Here is a 15,724-nt window from a genome sequence, read left to right as displayed (position 1 = left end):
TGGGCCTGGGCTATATGCTCAAGTCATGAATACGCTCGCATTCGACACCTGCTTCGGGGCTTGTTCGGTCGCCGTCACATGGCGCGCACCCGATGCCGGTGCGGGCGCGCCCGGCGTTTTCCGCTTCGAGCTGATCGAGCGCGGACATGCCGAACGCCTGATGCCCATGATCGAAGACGCCATGGGTGAGGCGCCATTCGGCTTTTCGCAGCTGCAGCGCATCCTCGTGACCACGGGCCCCGGCACCTTCACCGGGCAGCGCGTGGGGATCGCGACGGCGCGTGCATTGGCGCTCGCGACGGGCGCGCCGGTGGCGACGCTTTCCAGTCTCGAGGTCATGGCGCATGGGGCGGCGGCGCTGCTCGGTGACGGCGTGCGCGGGCGAACGCTCGCGGTTGCGGTCGATGCGCGACGCGGCGAGGTCTATTTCCAGGCGTTTGCGGTCGACGGTGACACGCCGCGCCTGCGGCCGATCGAGGCTCCGGCCCTGCTCACGCCGGGCGATGCGATCGCAAAGCTCGGCTACGGCGAGACGGTCGTTGTGGGCAGCGGCGCACGGCTTGTCGCGGACGCGGGGACGCAAGGCCAGCGCCTCTTTGCGGAGCTGGAAACTCTGCAACCCGACGTTCGCTTCGTTCCTCAGGATGCTGTGCTGGCCGACGCCGTTCGGCCGCGCCCGCTCTACCTTCGTCCGCCGGATGCGAAACCGCAGGGCGGGGCTCATTTGAAACCGGGCGGCGTCCAGGCTATGAGGGAGCAATGACGGTTCCTCCTGTCGATCCAAAATACATTTCGCTGCTGTGGGCCGGGCCCGATCAGGCAGCCGAGATCGCGCGCCTGCACGGGCAGCTCTTCTCCCCGGCCTGGAGTGAGGAGAGCGTCTTTGCGATGCTCGATCACCCGGCCTCGACGGCGTTCCTGGCCGTCTACAGCGGTCCGCCCCGGACGAGCATCGGGTTCGTGCTGGCGCAACTCGCAGCCGACGAAGCCGAAATCCTCTCCATCGGCGTGCTGCCGGACTGGCAGCGCCAAGGCATCGGCCGCCGGCTCGTGGACGGCGTTGCGCGGGCCGTGCAGCGAGCGGAGGCAAAGAGCCTCTATCTCGAGGTGGCCGCCGATAACGACGCGGCGCTGAGCCTTTACAGCCGCGCCGGATTCCTCGGCACGGGCCTCAGACGTGGCTACTACGAGCGGCCCGGAAGCGCACCAGTCGATGCCGTGACGCTTGCCCTAAGGCTCTAACGGCCTTGTAGAATCCCCTGTTCTGAGCCAGAAATGCACTGACTTTAGGCGGCAGTTTTCCGCCACTCACGATATCGGGATAGACGCAATGGCGCTCTCGAAAGACGTTGGCCTCTCGCGGCTCGAAGTGCTGTGCGCCGAGCATGGGCTGCGCATGACGGGGCAGCGCCGGGTCATCGCGCGGGTGCTCTCGGATGCCCGCGACCATCCCGATGTGGAAGAGCTGCACCGGCGGGTGCACGAGATCGACGCCCACATTTCCCTGTCGACGGTCTACCGGACCGTCAACCTGCTCGAAAAGAAGGGTATTCTCGAACGCCATGCGTTCGGGCGCGGACGTGGGCGCTACGAAGAGGCGACACGCGACCACCACGACCACCTGATCGACATCGAAACCGGGCGCGTGATCGAGTTTCACAGTGCCGACATCGAACAGTTGCAAGAGAAGATCGCGCGCGAGCTCGGCTTCAAGCTGGTCGGCCATCGGCTCGAGCTTTACGGGTCGCCGATAGCCAAGAAGAAGCCGTCGCGCAACGCGTGATCGCGGCTTGTGTGTGCCGCGCCCGGCGACGGCGGGCGGCGGATTTTCGGACGTTATGGATCGAGATGGGAACGTTCAGAGGCGCGGCCATTCTGACGGGGTTCTTTGCCCTCACCGTGCCGCTCATGCCGGTTCAGGCGCTGCTGCTGCGGATTTCGACGCCGGCCGCGCGGCGTTTTCCGCACTGGTATCACAAGCGCGTCTGCCGCCTGCTCGGCATTCGGCTCTCGATCGAGGGTGAGGTTGCGGCCGGGAGCCCCGTGCTGCTGATCTCCAATCACACGTCGTGGCTCGATATTCCGGTGCTGTCGGCGGTGGCGCCGCTGTCGTTCGTGGCCAAGAAGGATGTTTCGCGGTGGCCGTTCGTGTCGTCGCTGGCGCGGCTGCAGCGCACGGTGTTCGTCGACCGCGAACGGCGGAGTGCCGTGGGCGAGACGACGAACGAGATCATGGCGCGTTTAGCGCTCCGCGATACGGTCGTGCTGTTTGCCGAAGGTACGTCGAGCGACGGCAACCGCGTGCTTCCGTTCAAGACCTCGCTGTTTGCGGCCGCGAAGCCGCCAGCCAAGGCCGGCAGCTCCGGGGGCGTGCCGCCGGACGTCGTCGTGCAGACGCTGTCGCTGGTCTACACGCGGCTGCACGGCATTCCGATCGGACGGTCGGGGCGGCCCTCGGTCGGCTGGTACGGGGACATGGAAATGCAGAGCCACGCCTGGGCGCTGCTCAAGTCCGGTCCGCTCGATGTGCGCATCCGCATCGGCGAGCCCATCCCGCTCGACAGCTTCGCCGACCGCAAGGATCTTGCCCGCCGGACCGAGGACGACGTGCGCGAGCACGTGGTCAAGCTGTTGCGCAACGTCCCCAGTGACGCTGAGATTGTCGTGACCGCGCCGGCAGGCGAGCATCGCACGGCAACAGCGACGCGGCCGGCGAACGGCGGCTCCGCGTTCCGCTGACGGCGAACCGCTGGTCGAGCTAACCTTCCGCTGGCAGAGTGAGTCTCGTTCGATCTCGCCATCGTTAACGGCGTCGCCCGTGAGCCCAGCCAGTGCGCGCCCGACCGGGCAAGCTCTTGGCCCCGCTGGACAAAGACCGGGCGCAATGCTGCAATGCGGCGGCATCGGATGCGGGGAGCCGGGAAGTGTGCTACCGCCGCAATGGACCGCCTCGCGCGGGCAGCTTCCGCGCTCCGTTTTTTTGGCCGCTCTCTAGAAACTTCGGCACGACTTGGACCTTCGATACGTTTTGGGACATCGACACGTTGGACGATCTGGACCTCACCACCTTGAACGACCCTGAGCCGCAGAGCGTCGCGGGTGTGGATGCCTCCGGCGGTCTTCGGGCTGAGCCGAAGCGCGTGTTCATGCGGACGTTCGGCTGCCAGATGAACGTCTACGACTCGGAGCGCATGACCGAGGCGCTGGCGGCCGAGGGCTATGTCGAGACGAGCAATGCGGCGGAAGCCGATCTCGCGATCCTCAACACCTGCCATATCCGCGAAAAGGCGGCGGAGAAGGTCTATTCGGATCTCGGCCGGCTGCGCGACATCAAGATCGCGCGCGAGAAGAGCGGCAAGGAGACGTTCATTGCCGTGGCGGGCTGCGTTGCGCAGGCCGAGGGCGGCGAAATCGTACGCCGCGCGCCCGCGGTCGATCTCGTCGTCGGGCCGCAAAGCTACCACCGCTTGCCGGAACTCCTGGCGCGGCTGCGTGGCGGGGAAAACGCGCTCGTCGAAACCGCGTTTCCCGACGAGGACAAATTCGCGGCGCTGCCCGAGCGTCTGCCGGCCAAGTCGCCGACCGCGTTTCTCACGGTGCAGGAAGGTTGCGATAAATTCTGCACGTTCTGCGTCGTGCCGTACACGCGCGGCATGGAATATTCGCGTCCCGTCTCGGCGCTGGTCGAGGAAGCGCGCCGGCTCGTCGATCGCGGCGTGAAGGAGCTGACGCTGCTCGGCCAGAACGTCAACGGCTATCACGGCGACAGCGCCGAGGGCGGCGCGGCATCGCTGGCGGGCTTGATCCGCGAGTTGGCCGCCATCGATGGACTCGCACGCATTCGCTACATGACGAGCCATCCGAGGGACATGACCGAGGATCTCATCGCGGCGCATCGCGACGAGGAGAAGCTGATGCCGTTCCTGCATCTGCCGTTCCAGGCTGGCGCGGACCGGGTGCTCGCGGCCATGAACAGAAAGCACACCGCCGACGACTATCGCGCGCTGATCGCGCGGATCCGCGCGGCGCGGCCGGACATCGCGTTGTCGACGGACATCATCGTCGGGTTTCCGGGCGAGACGGACGCGGACTTCGAGGCGACACTCGCGCTCGTGTCCGAGATCGGGTTCGCGCACGCATTTTCGTTCAAGTACAGCCCGCGACCGGGCACGCCTGCCGCAACGATGGACGCGCAGGTGCCCGAGGACGTGAAGCGGGAGCGGCTGGAGCGGCTGCAGCAGGTGGTCGAGGCGGGCTATGCGCGTTTCAACGGCGCGCTGGTCGGGCGGACGATCCCGGTGCTGTTCGAAAAAACGGGGCGCCGCGACGGGCAGCTCGTCGGGCGCTCGCCCTATTGGCAGCTCGTGCACGCGGATGCGCCGGCCTCCATGATCGGCCAAATTGTCGACGTCGCGATCGATTCCGCAAAAGCGAACAGCCTTTCCGGTGTCACAGCTATGCCGATATGAACATGTTAACCGTTCGCGCGTTGGGGTCTGGCGTTGATCCGGTGCCCCCACGCTCTATGCTAGGCTGACCGGGAGGGGAGCTGCGATTCGGCTTCCCAGGTCTCAGGAGACGAGACGATTGACAATAGCGCGCGGTCAGACGGCCTCAGGTCGAAAGCGAGTGCCTAAGTCCCAGCTTCCCAGCAAGCGAGTGGTCGTCCCGTTCGAGGACAACCGTCTCCTCACCCTGCTTCTCGGCGAGTTCGACGCCAATCTGGCCCTGCTCGAGGACCGGCTCGGCATCGAGGCGCACGCGCACGGCAACGTCGTCGTGCTGACGGGGCCGGAGCAGGCGTGTGCAGCCGCACGCGACGTGCTGGAGCGTCTCTATGAGCGCGTTTCGCGCGGCGAGCATCTGGGGCCGGGTGACTTCGACGGCGTGATCCGCCACAGCGCGGGCCCCGCCGGACAGCCTCAGGACAAGCCGTCGGACGGGCAGGCGCAAATCTCGACGCGCCGCAAGACCGTCAAGGCGCGCACGCTCTCGCAGAGCACCTACATTCGCGCCCTCGAACAGACCGACCTCGTGTTCGGCATCGGCCCTGCGGGTACCGGCAAAACGTATCTCGCGGTTGCGTTCGCGGCCCAGTGCCTGGAACGCGGCGACGTCGAGCGCATCATTCTTTCGCGCCCGGCTGTTGAGGCAGGCGAGAGGCTCGGCTTCCTGCCCGGCGACATGCGCGAGAAAGTCGATCCCTATCTCCGTCCGCTTTACGATGCGCTCTACGATGTGCTGCCACCGGAAAAGGTCGAGCAGCACCTCGAGGACGGCGTGATCGAAATCGCCCCGCTCGCGTTCATGCGCGGGCGTACGCTCGCCAATGCGTTCGTCATTCTGGACGAAGCGCAGAACACGACGAGCATGCAGATGAAGATGTTTCTCACCCGTCTCGGCGAGAACTCGAAGATGGTGGTGACGGGCGATCCCTCGCAGATCGACCTGCCGCCGGGCATGACGTCCGGTCTCGAAGAGGCCGTGCGGCTGCTGACCGACGTTCCCGACATCACGGCCGTGCGCTTCACGAGCGTCGACGTCGTGCGGCGCGATCTCGTGGCCAAGATCGTCGAGGCCTACGACCGGGCTGCGCCGAGGAAGCCCTGATATGCCGGAAGACGCGGACAGTCGAAGTTCTGGCGGAGGGCGAAGTTCGAGCGGGGAACACCCGCCCCTCTGGCTCAGCGTCGACGTTCTCCACGAAGCGGGCGACTGGTCGCGGATCGCGGACCGCGACGCCCTGATCGAGCGCGCAGCGCGCGCGGTGGCGTCCGACGCGCGGTTTTCACAGTCGCTTCCGGCTGAAGTGTGCGTGGCGCTGAGCGACGACGCCACCGTGCAAGAGCTCAACGCGCGCTTCCGTGGCAAGGACAAGCCGACAAACGTGCTGTCGTTTCCGGCGCTCGAGGGGTTCGGCGGAGACGCGCCGTCGCATGCGCTCGGCGATATCGTGCTCGCGCAAGAGACGGTAGAGCGCGAAGCCGTCGAGCAAGGTATCGATCCGGCGCATCACCTTCAGCACCTCGTCGTGCATGGATTGCTCCATCTCCTCGATTTCGATCACGAGACCGACGAGGAGGCTCACATCATGGAAAGCCTGGAGGTGGAAATTCTCGCCTCGCTCGGCATTTCGAACCCCTATACCGAAGCAGTAGTTCCCTCAGCTCATGACCAGTGACGAAGACCAGACTGACGCGATCGGCGCCGAAGGCGACCGGCGAACCATGCGCGAAAGCGCCAGCGATTGGCTGCAGCACGTGTGGACGCGGCTTGGGCTAGCCGAGCAGCCGACGCTGCGCGACAAGCTCGAGGTGCTGCTCAAGGAAGAGGCCAAGGCGTCCGGCGGCTTCTCGCCGGAAGAGCGGAAGATGCTCTCGGGTCTGCTGCGGTTCGGTGCGTCGCGCGTCGATGAGATCATGGTGCCGCGAGCCGACATCATCGCGCTCGAGGAAACGGAGCCGCTGGGAGAGCTGGTGCGGCTGTTCGAAGAAAGCGGCGTGTCTCGCATTCCGATCTATCACGAGACGCTCGACGATCCGCGCGGCATGATCCACATCAAGGATCTGTTCCGATGGATCTCGGCCGAAGTGGCCGGGCGCGCTCTGCGGGAGCCCGTGAAGCAGCGTGTGGGGCCATCAGAGACCGGCGGAGCCGGAGCGAAGCCGGATCTCAGCCGCATCGATCTCACGCGGCCGATCTCTGTCTTCAAGTTCCGCAAGCCGGTGCTCTATGTGCCGCCGTCGATGCCGGCGATGAACCTTCTCGTGCGCATGCAGGCGATCCACGTCCACATGGCGCTCATCGTCGACGAGTACGGCGGGACGGACGGCCTGGTGACGATCGAAGATCTCGTCGAGCAGATCGTCGGCGATATCGAGGACGAGCACGACGAAGAGGAAGCCGACCTGATCGCGGAGGATCCGAAGCTCGGGCTTGTCGCCTCGGGGCGCGCGCCCGTGCAGGAGCTGGAAGCGCGGCTCGGGATCAAGCTCCTCAAGCCTGAGGAAGAGGCCGACATCGATACGCTCGGCGGGCTCGTGTTTGCCATCGTGGGCCGTGTGCCGGCGCGCGGCGAGCTTATTCGTCATGCGTCTGGCGTGGAGTTCGAAGTGCTCGATGCCGACCCGCGCCGGGTGAAGCGCCTCAAGATCCACGTCCCGGCCAGCCCGTCCGCAGACGCCGACAAGTCCAGCTAACCGCCATGGCCGTGCGCGACCTGATCGGGAGCTTGCATCACAGGATCTCGTCGGCTCGGGGATGGCGGCGCTGGGGCATCGCGTTCGCGGCTGGTGCGCTGTCCAATCTGGCGCTTGCGCCGTTCTTTTTCTCTCCGGTTCTGTTTTTGACGCTGCCGGTGCTGGTCTGGCTGCTCGACGATGCGGCCCGGCGATCGCAGCATCGGGGCGAGTGCGCGCGGGCCGCGGCGTGGGCCGGCTGGTGGTTCGGCTTCGGCTACTTCATGTTCGGCCTGTTCTGGATCGGGGAAGCGTTTCTCGTCGAGGCGGAGACGTTCGGCTGGCTGCTTCCGTTTGCGGTGACGCTGATGCCCGCAGGGCTCGCGCTCTTCTGGGCCGCGGCCGCGGCGGTGGCGGTGCTCGCCTGGCGTCCGGGCTGGGAGCGGCTCTTGGTTCTCGCGCTGGCGCTCACGGCTGCCGAGTGGCTCAGGGGGCATGTGCTCACCGGCTTTCCGTGGAACGTGATCGGCTATGCGCTGACGTGGCCGCTGCCGCTGATGCAGGGCGCGGGGCTCGTTGGGATCTACGGCCTGACGCTGCTGGCCGTGCCGCTCTTTGCAGCCCCGCTGGTGATGGCGGCGAGCGCACCGCATGGCGTGGGTCTGCCGCATGGGTCGGGAGCGCGGCGCGCCATCCTGGTCGTCGTGCTCATGACGGGCGTGCCGCTGGCCGTGCTGGCCTCCTATGGCGGCTGGAAGCTTGCGACCGGGCCTACGGGCTCGGTGGAGGGCGTGAGGCTGCGGGTCGTGCAGCCGAGCATCGCTCAGCGCGACAAGTGGCGGGCCGATCAGCAGGCCAGGATCTTCCAGGATCATCTCGATCTGTCGCGCACCGATGCGTCGGGGCGAGTGGACGATCTTGCGGGCATTACCCATGTCGTATGGCCGGAAGCCGCGATGCCGTTTCTGCCGCTCGAGCATCCGGAAGCGTTGGCGGCCATCGGTGCGCTGCTGCCGGACAACGTTTCACTTCTGACGGGCGCCTTGAGGCGCGAGGCGGCGCCGGCCGGCCAGCCCGAAGGCGCGCCTGCGCAACGCGCCTACAACAGCCTGATGGTGTTCAACGCAGACGGCGTTTTGAGCGCCTCTTACGACAAGACGCACCTGGTGCCGTTCGGGGAGTACTTGCCCTGGCAGGCGACGCTGGAAGCCATCGGCCTGCAGCAGTTGACGCGATTGCGCGGAGGATTTTCCGAAGGCGTGACGCCGCGGCCGGTGCTGGCGGTGCCCGGCCTGCCGACGGTCGGCGGGCTGATCTGTTACGAAGCCATCTTTCCGGGCGTGGGGGCTGCGAGCGCCGGGCGGCCCGGCGTGCTCGTGAACGTGACCAACGACGGCTGGTTTGGCAACACGACGGGGCCGCGGCAGCACTTCCATCAGGCGCGGGTACGTGCGGTCGAGGAGGGGCTGCCATTAATTCGCGCCGCAAACAATGGAATATCGGCCGTCGTCGATTCGCAGGGCAGGGTGATCGGATGGGTGGGCATGAACGTGAGGGCGTCGCTGGATGCGCCACTCCCGGTTGCGGGCGAAGCGCCGCTTTACGCGCTCTTCGGAGACGCTATTGTTCTGGTCATAGGGGCGGTGATGGCGGCGGCGCTCGGGTTTTCGGCGATGAGGCGGCCGAGTTAGTCGCGTGTGTTCAGCAAGCTTAGTCTATTAATTTCAATGCCCAATACATTCCCATTTCACCTAGGATTGCTCTATAGTATTTACTTCAATTTTGGATGCGGAGTGCAGGCAATTTCTGGATTGTCCAAGAATAATTCCGCAGCCCGATTTATTCTAGCAAGGCAAGGCCGCAAAGGCCGACGGCACGGAGCCGAACAGATTCATGTCTAAGCAAGACCCCGTTGACGACGAAACGGATGTGGAGCGCGGATCGCGCAAACCGAATCCGATCGATGCCCACGTCGGCACGCGCGTGCGGCTGCGTCGCATGCTGCTCGGAATGAGCCAGGAAAAGCTCGGCGAACATCTCGGGCTGACATTCCAGCAGGTGCAGAAGTACGAAAAGGGCGTGAACCGCATTGGCGCAAGCCGCCTGTTCGATCTCGCCCGTGTGCTGGCCGTGCCGATCCAGTTCTTCTACGACGAGGCACCGGCGGAGCAGACCGAAACCTATTCCGCGCCCGGCTTTGCCGAGCGGCCGGCGGAAAGCTATGTGGTCGAATTCCTTTCGACGCGGGAAGGCCTCGAGCTCAACAAGGCTTTCGTGAAGATTGCGGACCCGAAGGTCCGTCGGTCGGTCGTCGACCTCGTGCGCTCGCTGAGCGGTGAAATCCCGAGCGAATAACCGGTTTCCGCTAACGCGGACCGGCGTTGCATGAAAGCAGCAGCGTGCCCTTTCACCGCGGTGCGCCGCCGCCCCGGCGTACTTGACCGGGCTCCGCAAAACCTGCAAGACACGGCCGAATTGCATCGGATGCGCCTTTTCCGGGGACGGATGGACGCCGCCGGTTTGCCTCGCGCCGGCCGGGACGTTGCCGGCCAGACACCCCCCGTTCGATCCGCTGGAGCGCGGGGCTCAAGACATCTTCAGCCGCGGTAAGAGATCAAGGGGATCAGGGTGGCACGCCAGTCATTTTTGTTCACGAGCGAATCCGTGTCCGAGGGACACCCGGACAAGGTCTGCGACCGGATCTCGGACGAGGTGGTCGACGCGTTCTATCGCGAGAGCCTGTCTGCCGGTCTCGACCCCTGGGCGATCCGCGCCGCTTGCGAAACCATGGCGACGACGCAGCGCGTCATCATTGCGGGTGAGTATTCGAACACGCCGAAGAGCGTGACGGTTGCGATGATTCAGGATGTCGCCCGCAAGGCAATCCGCGACATCGGCTACGAGCAGGACGGCTTCCACTGGGCGAATGCCAACATCGAGGTTCTGCTGCACGGCCAGTCGGCCGATATCGCGGCCGGCGTCGATGCCAAGCAGCCGACCAATCAGGAAGAGGGCGCGGGCGACCAGGGCATCATGTTCGGTTATGCCTGCCGCGAAACGCCTGAGCTGATGCCGGCGCCGATCTACTACAGCCACAAGATTCTCGAAGATCTCGCACACGCCCGCAAGGCCAAGAATGGCGACGCGGCCAAGCTCGGTCCCGACTCGAAGAGCCAGGTGACGGTTCGTTACGAAGGCGGCAAGCCCGTCGGCGTGACGCAGATCGTGGTTTCGCATCAGCACATCGTCGAGGATCTCTCCTCCAAGCAGGTGCGCGATATCGTCGAGCCCTACGTGCGTTCGGCTCTCCCGGACGGCTGGATCAGCAAGGACACCGTCTGGCACATCAACCCGACCGGCAAGTTCTTCGTCGGCGGTCCGGACGGCGACTGCGGCCTCACGGGCCGTAAGATCATCGTCGACACCTACGGCGGCGCGGCGCCTCACGGCGGCGGCGCATTCTCGGGCAAGGATCCGACGAAGGTGGATCGCTCGGCTGCGTACGCGGCCCGTTATCTGGCCAAGAACGTCGTTGCCTCGGGGCTGGCGGATCGCTGCACGATCCAGCTTTCCTACGCGATCGGCGTCGCCAAACCGCTGTCGATCTATGTCGACACGCACGGCACCGGCAAGGTGGACGAGGCGGTGATCGAGGCTGTGCTCGGCAACGTGATGGATCTCACGCCGCGCGGCATCCGCAAGACGCTCGACCTCAACAAGCCGATCTACGCGCGCACCTCGGCTTACGGCCATTTCGGTCGCAAGCCCGACGCCGACGGCGGCTTCTCGTGGGAAAAGACCGATCTCGCGGACGCGATCAAGAAGGCGGTCTAGGTCGCTTTTTTCAATTTCACATCGGGCGGCCGCAGGTTCTGCGGCCGTTCGTTTTTCGGAGACGACACCGTGCCGGCAGAGGGCAAATCCCCGGAGGGCCATTCGTTCGAGATCCGCTCGTTCGGCCGCCGGCGCGGGCGCAAGCTCAGCCCGCGGCAGCAGCGCCTTTTTTCCGGCTTGTTGCGAGCCGTGGAGATTGACTTGGCAGTTGCTTCGCCCGTTAGTGCAACCGCCCTTTTTAGCGACGCACGTATCGCGGCGACGTCGCATGAGCCGGATGCCGCGTCCCTGACAACAGTCTACGGAGCGCTGGGCAAGCAGTGGACCCATCCGGTTCGCGAGGTGTGGCTCGAGATCGGATTCGGGGGTGGCGAGCATCTCGTATGGCAGGCGCAGCACAATCCCGATGTCGGGTTCATCGGTTCTGAGCCGTTCGAGGAAGGAGTGGTCAAGGTTCTTATTGCTATCGACGATAAGTCGCTGCGCAATATCCTTGTTCATCCCGACGACGTCCGCCCGCTGCTCAGATGGCTACCTGAGGCTTCGCTGTCGCGCGTGTTCATGCTGTTTCCGGACCCGTGGCCCAAGAAGCGGCACCAGAAACGGCGGCTGTTTTCGCCTGAGCTGCTGCGCCTTCTGGCGCGCGCCATGCGGCCCCAGTCCGAGCTTCGGCTGGGCACGGACATTGGCGATTACGCCCGCACGGCGCTCGCCGCCGTGGCCCAATCGGCCGACTTCCGGTGGACGGCGGAGGGTCCTCAGGATTGGCGGGTCCGGCCGGACGACTGGCCGCCGACGCGCTATGAAGCCAAGGCCGGACGCGAGGGCCGCCGGTGCTATTTCTTCAGATTTACCCGCAACTGAGAGCCGAGATGCGTCAAAATCGACAGGTTTTGGTGGAGCGGCGGTAGTGGCCCGCAAGTGAAATGCTTGCCACGGCTGCCACAGTCACGTATTGTTCGCTTGCTCATGATCATCTCAACTTTGAGAGTGGGCCCTTAAGGGTCCGCTCTTTTTGTTTTGGTAGCGCCTACGACGGCCGCCGGAATACACTCGGTATGCAAAATTCTCGGTATGCAAAATTCTGATCAGGTCGTCACAAGCGACCGCTTCATCCAAGAGACAGGTCTCGCGTCGGACCTCGCCCAGCTCGTCGAGCCCGTGCTTGACAGCCTTGGGTTTCGTCTCGTGCGTATCGAAGTGTCGGGACGCGAAGGCAAGACCGTGCAGATCATGGCCGAGAGGCCGGATGGCTCGATGACGATCGACGATTGCGAGATGGTCTCCAAGGCCGTGTCGCCGATCCTGGATGTGCAGGATATCGTCAGCGAAGCCTATCGGCTCGAAGTTTCGTCACCCGGCATCGATCGTCCTCTGGTGCGGCCGTCCGATTTCGTGGATTGGGCTGGGTCGGAAGCCAAGATCGAGCTCAAGTCTCCCATCGAAGGGCGCAAGCGCTTCCGGGGCGCGCTCGAGGGGTTCGAAGACGGAGAAGTCCTGATCGAAGCCGATCTGGGCGAAGACGGTGTCAAGACGATCGGGCTCGCAATCGGGCTCATCTCGACGGCCCGGCTGGTGCTCACCGACGACCTTATCCGGGAAGCGTTGAGACGGGCGAAGGCCAAAGGCAAGGAACAGCTCGGAGACGGCGTCGAAGCCGATCCGGACGAACTGAAGACTGACGATTTGGAGGATCTCTGAAGATGGCAGGCGTGGCTGGTATTAGCGCCAACAGGCTCGAGCTTCTGCAGATTGCGGACGCTGTCGCTCGCGAAAAGACGATCGACCGCAAGATCGTGATCCAGGCCATGGAAGACGCGATCCAGAAAGCGGCGAAATCGCGCTACGGCGCCGAGAACGATATCCGCTGCGAGATCGACCCGAAGACGGGCGAGACGCGGCTTTCGCGCGTGCTGGCGGTGGTGGACGACGTCGAGAACGAGGCGACGCAGATCAACCTCGCCGACGCCAAGCGCCGCAATCCGGAAGCCAAGGTTGGCGATCTGATCGCCGAGGGCCTGCCGCCGCTCGATTTCGGCCGCGTGGCCGCGCAGAACGCCAAGCAGGTCATCGTGCAGAAGGTGCGCGAGGCGGAGCGCGACCGGCAGTTCGGAGAATACAAGGATCGCATCGGCGAGATCGTCAACGGCACCGTGAAGCGCGCCGAGTACGGCAACGTGATCGTCGATCTCGGCCGCGCCGAGGGCATCATCCGCCGCGACGAAATGATCCCGCGCGAGAACGTGCGCTACGGCGACCGCATCCGCGCCTACATCTACGACGTGCGCCGCGAGCAGCGCGGCCCGCAGATCTTCCTGTCGCGCGCGCGGCCGGAATTCATGAGCAAGCTGTTCGCGCAGGAAGTGCCGGAAATCTACGACGGCACCGTCGAGATCAAGTCGGTCGCCCGCGATCCGGGTTCGCGCGCGAAGATCGCCGTCATCAGCCGCGACAGCTCGATCGATCCGGTCGGCGCGTGCGTCGGCATGCGCGGCGCGCGCGTGCAGGCCGTCGTCAACGAGCTGCAGGGCGAGAAGGTCGACATCATCCAGTGGAACCCGGATGCGGCGAGCTTCATTGTTAATGCGCTGGCGCCCGCCGAAGTCTCCAAGGTCGTGCTCGACGAAGACAGCAACCGCATCGAAGTCGTGGTGCCGGAGAGCCAGCTTTCGCTCGCCATCGGCCGTCGCGGCCAGAACGTGCGGCTCGCCTCGCAGCTCACGGGCTGGGATATCGACATCCTGACCGAACAGGAAGAGAGCGATCGCCGCCTCAAGGAATTCTCTGAACGCTCGCAGGCGTTCATGGATGCGCTGGACGTCGACGAGGTCATCGCGCAGTTGCTCGTCACGGAAGGTTTCGCGTCGGTCGAAGAAGTGGCCTACGTCGAGATCTCTGAAATCGCGCACATCGAAGGCTTCGACGAGAACACGGCGAGCGAGATCCAGACGCGCGCGCGTGAGTATCTCGAAAAGCAGGAAGCCGAGCGCGATGCGCGCCGCCGCGAGCTGGGCGTGTCCGACGATCTCGGCCGCGTCGAGGGTGTCACGACGGCCATGCTCGTCGCCTTCGGCGAGAACGGCATCAAGACGCTCGAGGATCTTGCCGATTGCGCCACCGACGATCTCGTTGGCTGGACCGAGCGCTCGAAGGAGAAGGACGTGGAGCCCGTTCGCCACAAGGGCGTGCTGGACGGCTTCGAGGTCGACCGCAAGGACGCCGAGGCGCTGATCCTCGGGGCCCGCGTGCTCGCCGGCTGGATCACGGCCGACGAAGTGGCGCCTGACGAAGACGACGAGAGTGAAACCGCTGCCGACGAGGATTCGGATACGACCGAATCCACGCCGGAAGCTTGAGGCCGTGGCAACGCGCGCCATAGGTTTGGAGGATCGAGGGCTTTGGCTGATCGCCGCCATAAGCACGACGACGCGGAGCCTGCCGTCAGTTCTGACGCCAGCTCGCGCCTTCGGCTGTGCGCGGCGACGCGCGAGGCCTGTGACGTCGACGATCTGATCCGGTTCGCCGCCGATCCGGCGGGCACTATCGTGCCGGATCTCGCTCGCCGCCTGCCCGGGCGAGGGGTGTGGATCAAGGCGGAGAAGGCGGCCATCGCAGCCGCCGTAAAGGGCAATGCCTTCGCGCGCAGCCTTAAACGGGCCGTTGTGGCGGACCCGGCGCTGCCCGACCGCGTCGAGCAGCTCATCGAAAAGCGCGTGCTCGAGGCGCTGGCGCTGGCCAACAAGGCCGGGCTGGTGACGACTGGCTTCCAGCAGGTCGACGAGCTGGTGGGCAACGGCGGCGCGGTCCTTTTGATCCAGGCCGGAGACGCCGCCCCCGGGGGGCGTGAAAAGCTGGCCCGGAAGTTTGCCGCAGTCCAACGCGCCAAAGGCCGTCACGAGGCTGTGGTAACCAGTCTCTCAGGCGAACAATTGAGCTTGGCCATGGGGCGGTCAAATGTGGTACATGCTGCCGTAATACATGGCGGTGCCGCCAATCGTTTCCGTGATGAGGCCGAGCGGCTCCGCCGCTACCGGTCGGGCTTCGGCGCATCCGAAGGCACGGAAAACACGGTAGATTTAGAGGTTCAAACGGATATCGAATGAGCGAAACCAAGGACACTGCCGACAAGACGCTCGCGGGCGGACGAAAACCGCTGTCGCTTCAACGGACCGTTGAATCGGGCCACGTCCGGCAGAGCTTCAGCCATGGACGCTCGAAGTCGGTGGTTGTCGAAAAGCGCAAGACCCGCAAGCTCGCGGCGCCCGGTGGCGCCGAGCCCGCGCAGCCGGCAACGCCTGCTGCGCCCGCGCCCTCCGCGCCCCGCGCCGAGGCCAAGGCGCCTCCGCGCCCGCCGGTGCGCAACGATGCGGCCAAGAACGATCTTCTGCGGCCCGAGGAGCGCGACGCCCGCGCCCGCGCCCTCCTCGACGCCAAGGGGCGCGAAGAGGAAGAACGCCGCGCCGCCGAGATCGAGGCCCGCGCCCGCGCCCAGCGCGACGCGGAAGAGCGCGCCCGTCTTCATGCGGTGGATGCCCATGGCAAGACGACCGACGTAGCCTGCGTAGCGGGCGCCCTGGGCGATGCCAAGGGCCTGCCCCCGCCGCCAGATTCGTGGGCATCCCAACCCGATTCTGATGTCGCCATCTGGACCGTCAAGATGCAGCCCGGCGCGCGCTGGCGGCTGCCCGCAGCCAGCGGCAAGGGCACACGTC

The 15,724-nt window shown here is 65.4% G+C and carries 16 protein-coding genes; all 16 read left to right on the top strand.

Annotation, left to right across the window (positions count from 1 at the left end; translation table 11 throughout):
• Positions 1-25: 25 nt before the first annotated feature.
• Complete coding sequence (tsaB, locus tag K2Y42_RS18275; protein WP_291155256.1) at positions 26-763, top strand: tRNA (adenosine(37)-N6)-threonylcarbamoyltransferase complex dimerization subunit type 1 TsaB; 738 nt, start codon at positions 26-28, stop codon at positions 761-763.
• On the top strand, positions 760-1,242 hold the full coding sequence (locus K2Y42_RS18270; protein WP_291155254.1) for a GNAT family N-acetyltransferase: 483 nt from the start codon (positions 760-762) through the stop codon (positions 1,240-1,242). The genes tsaB and K2Y42_RS18270 overlap by 4 nt, the downstream gene beginning before the upstream one ends.
• Positions 1,243-1,330: 88 nt before the next feature.
• Positions 1,331-1,783, top strand: a complete 453-nt coding sequence (locus K2Y42_RS18265; protein WP_291155252.1) for a Fur family transcriptional regulator — start codon at positions 1,331-1,333, stop codon at positions 1,781-1,783.
• 65 nt (positions 1,784-1,848) lie between these two features.
• A complete protein-coding gene (locus K2Y42_RS18260) occupies positions 1,849-2,739 on the top strand; it encodes a lysophospholipid acyltransferase family protein (RefSeq protein ID WP_291155249.1) in 891 nt (296 codons plus the stop codon).
• A 407-nt stretch (positions 2,740-3,146) separates the two neighbouring features.
• Positions 3,147-4,469 (top strand): tRNA (N6-isopentenyl adenosine(37)-C2)-methylthiotransferase MiaB, encoded by a 1,323-nt coding sequence (gene miaB, locus K2Y42_RS18255; RefSeq protein WP_291155663.1) that lies wholly within the window; start codon positions 3,147-3,149, stop codon positions 4,467-4,469.
• A 160-nt stretch (positions 4,470-4,629) separates the two neighbouring features.
• Positions 4,630-5,610, top strand: coding sequence for a PhoH family protein (locus tag K2Y42_RS18250; protein ID WP_291155246.1), 981 nt, complete (start codon positions 4,630-4,632; stop codon positions 5,608-5,610).
• A gap of 1 nt (position 5,611) precedes the next feature.
• A complete protein-coding gene (ybeY, locus tag K2Y42_RS18245) occupies positions 5,612-6,181 on the top strand; it encodes an rRNA maturation RNase YbeY (protein ID WP_291155245.1) in 570 nt (189 codons plus the stop codon).
• On the top strand, positions 6,171-7,199 hold the full coding sequence (locus tag K2Y42_RS18240; RefSeq protein WP_291155235.1) for a hemolysin family protein: 1,029 nt from the start codon (positions 6,171-6,173) through the stop codon (positions 7,197-7,199). The genes ybeY and K2Y42_RS18240 overlap by 11 nt, the downstream gene beginning before the upstream one ends.
• Positions 7,200-7,204: 5 nt before the next feature.
• Complete coding sequence (gene lnt, locus K2Y42_RS18235; RefSeq protein ID WP_291155232.1) at positions 7,205-8,869, top strand: apolipoprotein N-acyltransferase; 1,665 nt, start codon at positions 7,205-7,207, stop codon at positions 8,867-8,869.
• A gap of 202 nt (positions 8,870-9,071) precedes the next feature.
• Positions 9,072-9,533 carry a helix-turn-helix transcriptional regulator gene (locus tag K2Y42_RS18230; RefSeq protein WP_291155230.1) on the top strand — a complete coding sequence of 154 codons (462 nt, stop codon included), beginning with the start codon at positions 9,072-9,074 and terminating at the stop codon, positions 9,531-9,533.
• Positions 9,534-9,806: 273 nt separating this feature from the next.
• Positions 9,807-11,012 (top strand): methionine adenosyltransferase, encoded by a 1,206-nt coding sequence (gene metK, locus K2Y42_RS18225; RefSeq protein ID WP_291155226.1) that lies wholly within the window; start codon positions 9,807-9,809, stop codon positions 11,010-11,012.
• A gap of 201 nt (positions 11,013-11,213) precedes the next feature.
• Positions 11,214-11,876 carry a tRNA (guanosine(46)-N7)-methyltransferase TrmB gene (gene trmB, locus K2Y42_RS18220; RefSeq protein WP_291155207.1) on the top strand — a complete coding sequence of 221 codons (663 nt, stop codon included), beginning with the start codon at positions 11,214-11,216 and terminating at the stop codon, positions 11,874-11,876.
• 210 nt (positions 11,877-12,086) lie between these two features.
• A complete protein-coding gene (gene rimP, locus K2Y42_RS18215; RefSeq protein WP_291155179.1) occupies positions 12,087-12,713 on the top strand; it encodes a ribosome maturation factor RimP in 627 nt (208 codons plus the stop codon).
• Positions 12,714-12,715: 2 nt separating this feature from the next.
• Positions 12,716-14,368, top strand: a complete 1,653-nt coding sequence (gene nusA / locus K2Y42_RS18210) for a transcription termination factor NusA (RefSeq protein ID WP_291155177.1) — start codon at positions 12,716-12,718, stop codon at positions 14,366-14,368.
• A gap of 42 nt (positions 14,369-14,410) precedes the next feature.
• Positions 14,411-15,115: an RNA-binding protein gene (locus tag K2Y42_RS18205; RefSeq protein WP_291155175.1), complete on the top strand. Its 705-nt coding sequence runs from the start codon at positions 14,411-14,413 to the stop codon at positions 15,113-15,115.
• Positions 15,112-15,724 (top strand): IF-2-associated domain-containing protein (locus K2Y42_RS18200; protein WP_291155173.1); only part of this gene is annotated, 613 nt, incomplete at its 3' end. The genes K2Y42_RS18205 and K2Y42_RS18200, both read left to right, overlap by 4 nt.

The organism is Hyphomicrobium sp. (assembly GCF_019744875.1).
Lineage (GTDB): Bacteria > Pseudomonadota > Alphaproteobacteria > Rhizobiales > Hyphomicrobiaceae > Hyphomicrobium_C.
Note: the sequence above shows the minus strand (reverse complement) of the source record. Positions and strands in the feature narration are given on the sequence as shown.